The 12,010-nt window shown below is 64.1% G+C and carries 12 protein-coding genes; 6 read left to right on the top strand and 6 right to left on the bottom strand.

Features of this window, described 5'->3' with window-relative positions:
* Nucleotides 1-3 precede the first annotated feature (3 nt).
* Genes AC27VQ_RS04095 through hemW form a run of 3 tightly spaced genes read left to right on the top strand, consistent with a single transcriptional unit; the run spans nt 4 to nt 2,274 of the window.
* Nucleotides 4-420: a VOC family protein gene (locus AC27VQ_RS04095; RefSeq protein WP_488715330.1), complete on the top strand. Its 417-nt coding sequence runs from the start codon at nt 4-6 to the stop codon at nt 418-420.
* Nucleotides 421-428: 8 nt separating this feature from the next.
* A complete protein-coding gene (rdgB, locus tag AC27VQ_RS04090) occupies nt 429-1,073 on the top strand; it encodes an RdgB/HAM1 family non-canonical purine NTP pyrophosphatase (RefSeq protein ID WP_488715329.1) in 645 nt (214 codons plus the stop codon).
* Nucleotides 1,074-1,080: 7 nt separating this feature from the next.
* The gene (gene hemW, locus AC27VQ_RS04085) at nt 1,081-2,274 is read left to right on the top strand and encodes a radical SAM family heme chaperone HemW (RefSeq protein WP_409530389.1); all 1,194 of its coding nucleotides are present in this window, start codon (nt 1,081-1,083) and stop codon (nt 2,272-2,274) included.
* Here the strand turns inward: hemW and AC27VQ_RS04080 are convergent.
* A complete protein-coding gene (locus AC27VQ_RS04080) occupies nt 2,271-3,197 on the bottom strand; it encodes a DMT family transporter (protein WP_488715328.1) in 927 nt (308 codons plus the stop codon). The genes hemW and AC27VQ_RS04080 overlap by 4 nt on opposite strands.
* Before the next feature lie 137 nt (nt 3,198-3,334).
* Between AC27VQ_RS04080 and gcvA the strand changes: the two genes are divergently transcribed.
* The gene (gene gcvA / locus AC27VQ_RS04075; protein ID WP_488715327.1) at nt 3,335-4,231 is read left to right on the top strand and encodes a transcriptional regulator GcvA; all 897 of its coding nucleotides are present in this window, start codon (nt 3,335-3,337) and stop codon (nt 4,229-4,231) included.
* Here gcvA and AC27VQ_RS04070 read toward each other — a convergent pair.
* From AC27VQ_RS04070 to mutM, 5 genes are all read right to left on the bottom strand, one after another.
* Nucleotides 4,228-4,728 (bottom strand): GNAT family N-acetyltransferase, encoded by a 501-nt coding sequence (locus tag AC27VQ_RS04070; protein ID WP_488715326.1) that lies wholly within the window; start codon nt 4,726-4,728, stop codon nt 4,228-4,230. The two genes, gcvA and AC27VQ_RS04070, sit on opposite strands and share 4 nt — an antisense overlap.
* 71 nt (nt 4,729-4,799) lie before the next feature.
* Nucleotides 4,800-6,251, bottom strand: a complete 1,452-nt coding sequence (gene dnaA / locus AC27VQ_RS04065) for a chromosomal replication initiator protein DnaA (RefSeq protein ID WP_488715325.1) — start codon at nt 6,249-6,251, stop codon at nt 4,800-4,802.
* Nucleotides 6,252-7,231: 980 nt separating this feature from the next.
* Nucleotides 7,232-7,501: a 30S ribosomal protein S20 gene (gene rpsT / locus AC27VQ_RS04060; RefSeq protein WP_117367657.1), complete on the bottom strand. Its 270-nt coding sequence runs from the start codon at nt 7,499-7,501 to the stop codon at nt 7,232-7,234.
* 192 nt (nt 7,502-7,693) lie between these two features.
* Nucleotides 7,694-8,467: an enoyl-CoA hydratase gene (locus AC27VQ_RS04055; RefSeq protein WP_313532124.1), complete on the bottom strand. Its 774-nt coding sequence runs from the start codon at nt 8,465-8,467 to the stop codon at nt 7,694-7,696.
* 68 nt (nt 8,468-8,535) lie between these two features.
* Nucleotides 8,536-9,426 carry a bifunctional DNA-formamidopyrimidine glycosylase/DNA-(apurinic or apyrimidinic site) lyase gene (gene mutM / locus AC27VQ_RS04050; protein ID WP_488715324.1) on the bottom strand — a complete coding sequence of 297 codons (891 nt, stop codon included), beginning with the start codon at nt 9,424-9,426 and terminating at the stop codon, nt 8,536-8,538.
* Nucleotides 9,427-9,601: 175 nt separating this feature from the next.
* Here mutM and ubiE point away from each other — a divergent pair, with 175 nt between their 5' ends.
* Together ubiE and ubiB are read left to right on the top strand one after the other, a co-directional pair.
* Complete coding sequence (gene ubiE / locus AC27VQ_RS04045; protein WP_488715323.1) at nt 9,602-10,378, top strand: bifunctional demethylmenaquinone methyltransferase/2-methoxy-6-polyprenyl-1,4-benzoquinol methylase UbiE; 777 nt, start codon at nt 9,602-9,604, stop codon at nt 10,376-10,378.
* Nucleotides 10,379-10,415: 37 nt separating this feature from the next.
* Nucleotides 10,416-11,990 (top strand): 2-polyprenylphenol 6-hydroxylase, encoded by a 1,575-nt coding sequence (gene ubiB / locus AC27VQ_RS04040; protein WP_488715322.1) that lies wholly within the window; start codon nt 10,416-10,418, stop codon nt 11,988-11,990.
* Nucleotides 11,991-12,010: the final 20 nt, after the last annotated feature.

Here is a 12,010-nt window from a genome sequence, read left to right as displayed (position 1 = left end):
ACCATGACCGCCGCGATCGAAGGCATTCTCGAAACAGCGCTCTATGCTGACGACCTCGACGCGGCGGAAGCCTTCTATGGCGGCATATTGGGGCTTGAAAAGATCACCCGGCAGGCCGACCGCCACGTCTTCTTCCGCTGCGGCCCGGGCGTTCTCCTGATCTTCAACCCGAAGGAGACCGTCCAGCCGCCACCACCGCACGCCTTCCCCGTGCCGGTGCACGGGGCGACGGGTGCCGGCCACGCCTGTTTCCGTGTTCCAGGCTCAGCGCTTGATTTCTGGGCAAAAAAGCTCATAGAAGCCGGCATCACCATCGAAGCGGACTTTTGCTGGCCGAACGGCGCCCGCTCCATCTATTTCCGCGACCCCGCCGGCAACAGCCTCGAATGTGCCGAGCCGGGTCTCTGGAACATCGCCTAGGAACCCTTATGCGCAAGCTCGACACCAAGACGATCGTCGTCGCCAGCCACAATGCGGGAAAAATCCGCGAGATCGAGGACCTGATCGGCCCCTTGGGCTTTTCCGCCAAATCCGCCGCCGAACTGAAATTCGACGAGCCGGATGAAACCGGCACGACCTTCGAGGAAAATGCCGCCATCAAGGCGCTCGCCTCCGCCAAAGCCTCCGGCCTGCCCGCCCTTTCGGACGATTCCGGCCTCGTGATCGACGCGCTCGACGGCGCGCCGGGCGTTTACACCGCCAATTGGGCGGAAAAGGCAGATGGCACGCGCGATTTCGCCATGGCCATGGAGAAGGTCGAGAAGGCGCTTTCCGACAAGGGCGCGACCGAGGCGAAGGACCGCACCGCGCGCTTCGTTTCCGTGCTCTGCCTCGCCTGGCCCGATGGTCACACCGAACTCTTCCGTGGCGAGGTCGAAGGCACCGTCGTCTGGCCGCCGCGCGGCGAGAAGGGTTTCGGCTATGACCCGGTGTTCCAGCCCGAGGGTTACGCGACGACCTTTGGCGAGATGAGCGCGGAGGAAAAACACGGCTGGAAGCCCGGCGATGCCACGGCGCTGTCGCACCGGGCGCGCGCCTTCAAGATCTTCGTCGAAACCTGCCTGAAGGCTTGAGCGATCCATGACGGCAGTGCCCTTCGACATGCGGCCGAGTTCGGCAGCGGATCTCTCCGATCCCGGCTTCGGCATCTATGTGCACTGGCCGTTCTGTGCCGCCAAATGCCCCTATTGCGACTTCAACAGCCATGTGCGCCACCAGCCGGTCGACCAGCCGCGCTTCGTGCAGGCCTTCCTGAAGGAAATGGCGACGATGCGCCGGCTCACCGGTTCGCGCACCGTCACCAGCATCTTCATGGGCGGCGGCACGCCATCGCTGATGGCGCCGGAGACGGTGGATGCGATCCTGAACGGCATCGCCCGTCACTGGCATGTGCCCGATGGTATCGAGATCACCATGGAGGCCAACCCCTCCAGCGTGGAGGCCGAGCGCTTCCGCGGCTACCGGGCGGCCGGCGTCAACCGCGTCTCGCTCGGCGTTCAGGCGCTGAACGACCGGGACCTGAAATTCCTCGGGCGGCTGCATGACGTTGCCGATGCGCTGAAAGCCATCCGCCTGGCACGCGACATCTTCCCGCGCATGTCCTTCGACCTCATCTATGCCCGCCCCAACCAGACCGTGGAGGAATGGGACCGCGAGCTGAGGGAGGCCGTCTCCTACGCCGTCGACCATCTCTCGCTCTACCAGCTCACCATCGAGGAGGGCACGCCCTTCTACGGCCTGCACAAGGCCGGCAAGCTGATCGTGCCGGACGGCGAGCAATCCGCCGTGCTCTACGAAGCGACGCAGGAGATCACCGAGCGCGAGGGCATGCCGGCCTACGAGGTCTCCAATCATGCCCGTCCCGGCTCCGAGAGCCGCCACAACCTCACCTACTGGCGTTACGGCGACTATGTCGGCATCGGCCCCGGCGCGCATGGCCGGTTGACGACCGGCGGCGCGAAGATCGCGACCGCGACGGAGCGCAAGCCGGAGGGCTGGCTGAGCCTCGTCGAGGCCGAGGGCCACGGCATGGTCGACCAGGAGCTGCTGGAGCGCGAGGCGCAGGCCGACGAGTTGCTGCTGATGGGCCTGCGCCTCAAGGAAGGCATCGATCTCGTGCGCTGGCAGGCCCTGTCCGGCCGCGAGCCGGACCCGGATCGCGAACAGTTCCTCATCGAGCACGGCTTCATCGAGCGCCTCGGCAATTCCCGCCTGCGCTGTACGCCGGCGGGCATGCTGATCCTCGATGCCGTGGTGGCCGACCTCGCCTGTTAGGCGTCTGCCGACCGGCGCTTGTCCGCAAACATCTTGAACACCCGCCCGTCGATGGCTGCAAGGCCGACGGCGATCAGCGCCATGCCGGCAAAATGCTTGGGCGCCAACACCTCACCGAGCACTAGCGCGCCGAGCAGGATGGCGCTGACGGGGATGAGGAAGGTCACCAGCATCAGGTTCGTCGCCCCCGCCGTCGCAAGGATGCGAAAGAAAATGACATAGGCGAGGGCTGTGGCGAGCACGGCAAGACCGAACAGCGCCAACCAGGCCTCGTGCGAGGGCATGGCCAGCGTCCAGGGACGATCGACGACCAGCGCCACGGGCAGCATGATCAGCGCGGAGGCCGTCACCTGCCCTGCGGCCGGCAGCAGCGGCGGCAGGCCCATGCGGCGGAAACGGCCCCAGATACCGGCAAAGGCATAGGACACGGCAGCCCCCAGTACGGCCAGCTGCGCCAGCACATTCGTGCCGAGATCCGACAGTACCGAAGGGCCGATCATCAGCGCCACGCCGGCAAAGCCGACGAGCACGCCCACCAGCCGGCCGCCCGTCATCTTCTCATCCTCGGTCAGCACATGGGCAACGATGACGGCGAAGAGCGGCGTCGTGGCATTGAGGATCGAGGCGAGGCCGCTGGCAATATGCGTCTGGCCCCAGACGATCAGCGAGAAGGGGATGACATTGTTCAGCACGCCCATACCGAGAAAGGCGAGCCAGACCTCGCGGCTGCGCGGAACGGCGTGGCCGGACAGGCGCACGATGGTCCAGAGCGCGATTGCCGCCAACGCCACGCGGGCGGCGACGATGGTGAGCGGCGGCAGCTCGCGCACGAGAATGCCGTTGAACAGGAAAGAGCCGCCCCAGAGCGCGGAAAGCGCAATGAGCAGGCCCCATTCGATCGTCGTCATGGGACGGTTTGACATGATGGTATCCTCAGAGATTTTTTCTAAACCGGATGAAAGGGCCGGATGTGAAGCACCGGAATTTGCGCTATCATTCCGGTAATTTCCGCCTGAGACAAACGATCATATTTCCCGATATCAGCGAGGAAAACTAAATCATGAACGGTCGCCTCCCCTCCCTGTCCGGCCTGCGCGCCTTCGAGGCGACGGCCCGCCACCTCTCCGTCACACTTGCCGCCGACGAGCTTTCGGTCACGCCCGGCGCCGTCAGCCTACAAATCCGTGACCTGGAAGAGGCGCTCGGCGTTCGGCTCTTCGAGCGCAAGCCGCGCCGGCTTCTCCTGACGGACGATGGCGAAGGCTACTTCAAGGCCATGCGCTCGGCCTTCCGGCTGATGCGCGAGGCGACGGAGGAACTGCTGATCCGCGCACGCTCGCCGTCCACGCTGCTGATCAGCTGCACGCCGACCTTCGCCGCGCAATGGCTGGTGCCGCGCCTGCCGAAATTCGAGGAGCGCCTGCCGGGCGCCGATATCCGCATCAGCGCCTCCAACCGGCTCGTCGATTTCGCCCGCGACGGCGTCGATATCGCGATCCGCCACGGTTTCGGCCGCTATGAGGGCTTGGTGAGCGAAAGGCTGCTGGACGACGATCTTGTGCCCGTCATCGCCCCTTCCCTGCGCGAGCGGATACCGCTCGTCGAGCCTAGCGACCTCGGCAAGCATGTGCTGATCCACGATGTGCACCGGCAGGACTGGCGGCTCTGGCTGGAATCCAACGGCATCACCGAGATCGACGCCCAGCGCGGTCCCGTCTTCACCGATAGCAACGGCGCGATCGAAGCGGCGAAGGCGGGCGATGGCGTGGTGCTGGTGCGGCTCTCGCTGGTGGCGCGGGAAATCCAGGAACGGCGGCTGGTTGCGCCCTTCTCGAGAGGGGTCGCGACAGGGCTCGCCTACTACATCGTCTATCCGCCCGGCGCGCTGGATCGCCCGGCCGTCGCCAGCCTCCGGCAATGGCTGACGGAAGAGGCCCGTGCGGTGCGCGGCAGCTAATCCGGAAAATCTTCCATCTGCTCTTTGTAAATCTCGAACCCTGCCCGCCTGTAGGTCACCTGCGCCTTCGGGTGGTCGTTGGTATCGGTATGCAGCCAGATCCGCCGCGTCCCCTCACGCCAGACGGCCCGCAGCGCCGTGTCGAGCAGCCAGGGGCCGATGCGCCGGCCATAGGCGGCCGGGATGAGACCGAAATGCGTAAGTTCGATATCCTCGGTATCGATGGCATCGAATTCGCAGAGGCCGATCGCCCGCCCCTCCTCGCGCAGGACGAAGGTCGCCGTCGAAGGCGCGGACAGGAAGGCCGCCAGCGCTGCCTGCGGCATGTGCAGGCGGGAATCCCAGGTGAGCGGCGTGCCGATCTCCCGGTAGAGAGCCAGATAGTCTTCGATTGAGAGGCGTTCCGGCTGAAACGCGAGATTGACGGCCGGCACTGGCAGAGCCGGACGGTTCGCCGGCGGTTCACGCAGGTCCATATAGGTGACGAGCAGTCGCATGCCGGTCTCTCAAAGAGAAACGCCGTGCGCGTCCAGAGGACGGCACGGCGTCGCGCTAAAAGGCAAAGGGCCTATTCGTTGATCAGGCGCTTCAGGAGCTCGATCTCGTGGCTGAGCTTGGTATCGCCCGAGATCAGTTCCTCGATCTTGCGCACGGCATGCAGCACGGTCGTGTGGTCGCGTCCGCCAAAACGGCGGCCGATTTCCGGGAAGGAGCGCGGCGTCAGCGTCTTCGACAGATACATGGCGATCTGGCGCGGCTTGACGATGACGCGGGTGCGTCGGTTCGAGACCAGTTCCTGGCGCGAGACGTTGTAATGCTTGGCAACGACGCGCTGGATGTCCTCGATGCGCACGCGGCGCGGCTCGCCGGCGGCGACGAGATGGCCGAGCAGTTCGTCGACGCGCTCGATTGTCAGGTTCGGCTCGAAGGAGCGGCGAAACAGCAGCTGATTGAAGGCGCCTTCCAACTCGCGACCGCTGGCCGTGATGTTGCGGGCGACGTGGCTCAGGATTTCAGGCGAGATATCGAGCGAGCCGTCTTCCTGCTGGGCTGCGGCCAGGCGGCGCTTGAGGATTTCGAGGCGCATCTCGTAGTCGGGCGCTTCCATCTCGATGGCGACGCCACCCTGGAGGCGCGAACGCACGCGCGGATCGAGCGATTCCAGTTCCCACGGTGCGCGGTCGGCGGCGACGACGACCTGCTTGGCGGAATCGAGCAGCATGTTGAGCAGATGGCAGAACTCGTTCTGGATCGAATTCCCCTGCAGGAACTGCATGTCGTCGATGATCAGGAGATCGATGTTGCGCAGCGTCTCCTTCAGCGAGAGCGCGTCATTGTCGCGGATCGCGGTCGCGAAGCGCCACATGAAATATTCGGCCGTCAGATAGACGACGCGCGGATTGCGGGCGCTGGAAAGCGCACCGAGCGCGATGGCCTGCAGAAGATGCGTCTTGCCGAGGCCGACGCTGGAATGGACGAAGAGCGGGTTGAAGCGCACGGCGCCGGCACCGGCTTCCGCGATGGTGCGGGCGGCGGCAAGGGCGACGCGGTTCGACGTGCCCTCGACGAAGGCATCGAACGTGTAGCGCTGATCGAGCGGGGAGCCGAAGAGCGGGCCGGTGTGCTGGGCGCGCGGCTGGGCGGCAGGCGCAATCGAAGCAATGGCATTGGCGACGGGCTGCGGGCCGCCGGCGGTGCGGCGCGGCTGGACCTGCGGCGCGGGTTCGGCAACGGCAACGGCCTCGTCGAGGCTGCCGGGACGCACGCCGCGAGTGGCGGTGCGCACCAGGATTTCCACCTTGAGGATTTCGGCATCCTCCTGCTGGAACAGGCTGGTGATGAGATCGAGATAGCGGTTGTTGATCCAGGACTTCAGGAAGGTCGTGGGCACAGACAGGCGCACGACGCTCTTGGAGACCGAGTGGATCTTCAGCCGACCGAACCAGCTTGCGAAGACGTCCGGACCGACCTGCGCTTTAAGACGCGCGCTGACCCGCTCGAAAATCGCGTCCTGCTTCATATCGGATGGAACCCCCGCCGCGCGCACTTCTTCTTTCGGAAGCGCCTTGAGTGCATTTTCCCCGTTCGCGAATGCACCAGTCGTCCTGGCCGTATTCATTTGCATCTTGCCGCCTTCTTTCATGCTTCTTCGCCACGCCGGCAGTTCTGCCGACGCCTTCCATGTTTGCCATCGCCCGTCCGTGTCGAGCCAATCGCCCGAACGGGTTATGGTGTCCCTGACAGTGCCGACCCCCTACCTTCAGCACGGTCCTGTTTGTCAAACACAAGTCGGGCCTCGAAAGATCCGGCGTCATGCCCGATCCGCTTGGTCCGTTTGTGAGCCACACCATCCGCTCCCTCGTTGAGCGTCCGGCAGGCATGCCCGCGTTCATCACGGCCGTCCTCGCGGCTTTCGCCCGGCGCGACCGAAGTCGCAAAAAGTCCTGCCAGTGTGCCAGGGGCACCTGGGGCAAGCTCTGCCGGTTTGATGATTTTACGAAGCGTGGGCCGCTCCGTTACAGAGAACAAACAACCACCGCTGCCTTGTAAGACAGTCTTGCCGGCGATTATTTTCGGGATATGTCCGCGCCCCCTGTGGAAAGCATTTAGGCAGGATCATGCCCCAAGATCAATCACGAATTTTACGCAAAATTAAGGGGCAGGCGTTGACTCGGAAGAGCGTTTTTGACTCGGAAAGCCCCCCTCTCAACAGAATCCGTTAGGAATCAATGGCTTTGTTTTCGGGTGGGTTTCGCAGCGCTGGAAAAACGAAAAAAATAAAAATTCGCTTGACTCAAATTGCTGTCAAACTCCCGCTACGAAAGGGGTGCCGAGGCGGGATAACCTCCCACAAGTAACTGAATTTAAAGAGTTTTCTTCGTCACTCTTTTGACACGATCGAGCCGTGCACGTTAACCATAGCAAGCCCGAAAAACAAAACAAAAAGCCCGGCGCAGGCGCCGGGCTTTTACTAATATTGCATAGCTCAGGTGGAGCTGATCAGGCTGCCGTCATCGTCTTGACGCGGTTTGCGAGACGCGAAACCTTGCGAGAAGCCGTGTTGGAATGAAGCACGCCCTTGGTGGCAGCGCGCATCAGTTCCGGCTGTGCAGCCTTGAGGGCGGCAGCGGCCGAAGCCTGGTCGCCGGAAGCGATGGCTTCCTCGACCTTGCGGATGAAGTTGCGAACGCGCGAACGGCGCGACTTGTTGACTGCAGTGCGCGCGGCGATCTTGCGGGTCGCCTTCTTTGCCGAGCTTGTATTGGCCATGTATGCCTCTCTTCAGAAATCTGACACGAACTCCACCTTCGCCGTGCCGGGTCACTGCGACCTGTCATCCAAGCAATTCGGGAGCAATATCGGAAAACCTCAGAATTCGGCTTTCCAAACTGTGGGCGGCGTATAGCTGGAAACCGCGGGGTCGTCAACGCGGATTCTGCAAGAAACGCCGGCCTGGATGATTCATCGGTTGCCGAACACAGGCTTGCGCTTCTCGATGAAGGCCGTCATGCCCTCCTTCTGGTCTTCCGTGGCGAAGAGCGCATGGAACAGCCGGCGCTCCGCGCGCATGCCTTCCGACAACACCGTCTCGTAGGCGCGGCTCACCGCCTCCTTGGCCATCATGGTCGAGGGCAGCGAGAAGCCCGCGATCTTTTCCGCCGCCGCCAGCGCCTCGTCCATCAGCTTTTCCGGCGCGACGACGCGGGCCACCAGGCCGCAGCGCTCGGCCTCTGCCGCATCCATCATTCGGCCCGTCAGGATCAGGTCCATCGCCTTCGACTTGCCGAGCGCGCGTGTCAGGCGCTGCGTGCCGCCCATGCCGGGGATGATGCCGAGCGTGATTTCCGGCTGGCCGAATTTCGCCGTCTCCGAGGCGATGATGAAATCGCACATCATGGCGACCTCGCAGCCGCCACCCAGCGCAAAACCGCTGACGGCGGCGATCATCGGCTTGCGGCAGGCTGCCACCTCGTCCCAGCCGGCGGCAAGATCTTCCACGACCGCTTCGGCAAAGCCGTAGGGCTGCATTTCCTTGATATCGGCACCGGCGGCAAAGGCCTTTTCCGAGCCTGTGAGCACGATGGCGCCGATGCCGGCATCCGCCTCGAAGCCCGATAACACGCTCTTCAGCTCCTCCAGCAGCTTGCGGTTCAGCGCATTCAGCGCCTGCGGCCGGTTGAGCGTGATGAGGCCGACGCGTCCGCGCGTCTCCACCAGCAAGGTTTCATAGGCCATCGTCTCTCTCCTTTTTTGTTACGCTCTGCCGAACGGAAAACCGCTTCACACTTTTCCTGGCATTGGCTCTATTTCTGGCAATCGGCACAATAGAACGTCGATCGCCCGCTCTGCACGATACGGCCGATCGTGCCCGCGCAGCCGGGTGTCCGGCAAGGCTCTCCCGCACGATCATAGGCGGAAAAGGAATGCTGGAAGTAGCCGAGCGAGCCGTCGGCGCGGATATGGTCGCGCAAGGTCGAGCCGCCGGCTTCGATAGCGTCCGCGATGACCTTTCGGATTGCGTCCGTCAGCGCGAGAAGCTCCGTCTTCGGCTTGCCCGCCGCCGTCACCAGCGTGCCGGCATGGCGCTCCGGCGAAAGATGCGACCGCCACAACGCCTCGCAGACATAGATGTTGCCGAGACCGGCGATGTTCTTCTGGTCGAGCAGCGCCGCCTTCAGCGGCGTCTGCCGGCCACGAAACTTCGCGGCGATATAATCGGCATCGAGCGTGTTGCCGGTCGGTTCGGCGCCGAGATCACGGAAGAAGGCGTGGGCGGCGATGTCCTCGCGCTTTGCCAGATCCATGAAGCCGAAGCGGCGCGGGTCGTTATAGACGACGCGGCGCTCGCCCTCCGGCGTCTCCAGATGGAAGACGACGTGGTCGTGGCGCGTGTCCTTGCTGCGCGGCATGTGGAAATCGCCGGGTGTCTCGACGGCCTCCGCCCCCTCCACCCGGAACGAGCCGGACATGCCGAGATGCGCGATGACGACATCGCCGCCCTCGAGATCGATCAGCAGATATTTGGCACGCCGGCCAAGCGAGGTGACACGCCGTCCCTCCAGCTTTTCGGCGAAGGCGGGCGGAAAGGGAAAGCGCAAATCCGGACGGCGCAGCTCCGCCCGGCGGATTTTCGACCCTTCCATGACGGGGGCCAGGCCGCGCTTGACCGTTTCCACTTCCGGCAGTTCCGGCATGTTCGTCTCCTTGAACGGGATTTAACCTTGGGCGCATTTGCCGCGCTCCGGCATTTCCCTCTCGGCAATCTATGTCCTATATACCCGGCGAAGCGTTCAGATAGCGCGGCCAAAGCCAATTCGCTATGGTCTAAGTGGCGATAAAGCTGCGACAGACCGGCCCATGGAGACGACGATGACGGAACAGCGCACATCCGCGGACGGCGGCATGGCAACCTCCTACGGCTTTCGCGAGGTTCGCGAAGGCGAAAAGCAGGCGCTCGTCAACGACGTCTTCCACAAGGTCGCCAAACGCTACGATATCATGAACGACGTCATGTCCGCCGGCCTGCACCGGGCCTGGAAGGACGCGATGATCGCAAGCCTCAACCCGCGCAAAGACGCCTCCTACAAGACATTGGACGTTGCCGGTGGCACCGGCGACATCGCCTTCCGCATCATCGAGGCCTCCGATCGCCTGGCGCATTCCACCGTGCTCGACATCAACGGCTCGATGCTCGGTGTCGGCGCCGACCGTGCGGCGAAGAAGGGCCTATCCGCCAATCTCGACTTCGTCGAGGCCAATGCCGAAGACCTGCCCTTCGAGGCAAACAGCTTTGACGCCTATACGATCGCCTTCGGCATCCGCAACGTGCCGCGCATCGATGTTGCGTTGTCGGAAGCCTATCGCGTGCTGAAGCGCGGCGGGCGCCTTCTGGTGCTGGAATTTTCCGAAGTGGAGATGCCGCTGCTCGACAAGGTCTATGACGCCTGGTCGTTCAACGCGATCCCGCAATTCGGCAAGATGATCACCGGCGACGCCGAGCCCTACCAGTATCTCGTGGAATCGATCCGCAAGTTCCCCAACCAGGAAGACTTCGCCGCGATGATCCGCACCGCCGGTTTTTCGCGCGTGAATTATACCAACTATACGGGCGGCATCGCCGCGCTGCATTCGGGCTGGAAGCTCTGAGCATGGCCCGCCTCTCCTCCAAGCAGTATCGTTCCGCATGAGTGTCATCGGCGCCTATCTTCGCCTTGCCCGCGTGGGCTGGGTTCTCGTGCGCGAGGGCGTCGTCTCGGCGCTGCCGACCGAGGGCATGCCGCCGCTTGCCCGCACTGCGCATGCACTCGCCGGCCTTTTGGAGCGCCGCAAGGCGTCGCGCGAAGACCGCGGCGACCGGCTGGCCCGCGCCATCGAGCGCCTAGGCCCCTCCTATGTGAAGATGGGTCAGTTCCTGGCGACACGCCCCGACGTGGTCGGCGCCGAGATTGCGGTGGAGCTTTCCGCTTTGCAGGACCGCATGGCGACGTTTCCGCGTGAAGCGGCCGTCGCGACTGTCGAGGGTTCGCTCGGCCGCACGCTCGACGATCTCTATGTGGATTTCGGCGATCCGGTTGCCGCCGCCTCCATCGCACAGGTCCATCCAGCGACGGTGCGCGATGCCGATGGCGAACGCAAGGTGGCGGTGAAGGTCATCCGTCCCGGCGTGCGCCAGCGCTTCGCGCATGACCTCGAAGCCATGTATGCGGCCGCCCGCCTTCAGGAAAAGATCCTGCCCAACACGCGCCGGCTGAAACCCGTCGAGGTGACGCGCACGCTGGAACAGACGACCAAGATCGAGATGGATCTGCGCCTTGAGGCGGCAGCCCTTTCCGAACTCGGCGAGAACACCAAGGACGATCCCGGCTTCCGCGTGCCAAAGGTCGACTGGGAGCGCACCGGCCGCGACGTCGTCACGATGGAGTGGATCGACGGCATCAAGATGTCGGATGTCGAGGGCCTGCGCGCCGCCGGCCACGACCTGAACGCGCTCGCCGACACGCTCATCCAGTCCTTCCTGCGCCACACGCTGCGCGACGGCTTCTTCCATGCCGACATGCACCAGGGCAACCTTTTCGTCGATCCTCAGGGCGTCGTCGTCGCGGTCGACATGGGCATTGTCGGGCGGCTCGGCAAGAAGGAACGCCGCTTCCTCGCCGAAATCCTCTACGGCTTCATCACGCGCGACTACCAGCGCGTCGCCGACGTGCATTTCGAAGCCGGCTACGTGCCCTCGCACCACGACACGGCGAGCTTTGCGCAGGCGATCCGCGCCATCGGCGAGCCGATCCACGGCCAGCCGGCCGAAACGATCTCGATGGCCAAGCTCCTCACCCTGCTCTTCGAGGTGACGGAACTCTTCGACATGGAGACCCGCACTGAACTCGTCATGTTGCAGAAGACCATGGTCGTCGTGGAAGGCGTGTCGCGCACGCTGAACCCCCGCTTCAACATGTGGAAGGCCTCCGAGGGCGTCGTCGGCGACTGGATCCGCGACAATCTCGGCCCGAAACGCCTGCTGACCGACCTGCGCGACGCTGCCCACGCCGCGCTGCGTCTCGCCGAAGCCGCGCCCGAGATCGCCGCCAAGACGGAAAAGCTCTCGCAGGACCTGACGTCCATGGCCGAAAAGGGCCTGCGTTTCGACGCCGAGACCGCCGAAGCCATCGGCCGCTCGGAGGCTCGCCACGGCCGCTCGGGACGCATCGCGCTCTGGGTCATTGCCGCAACGCTGGTCTATATCGCATGGACGCTCGGCTGAGCTTGACCGGCGCCAGCCCG

It is taken from the genome of Shinella sp. 20P9.1.1 (genome assembly GCF_057798995.1).
The sequence above is the reverse complement of the archived record's forward strand: the minus strand, read 5'-3'. Positions and strand labels throughout refer to the sequence as shown.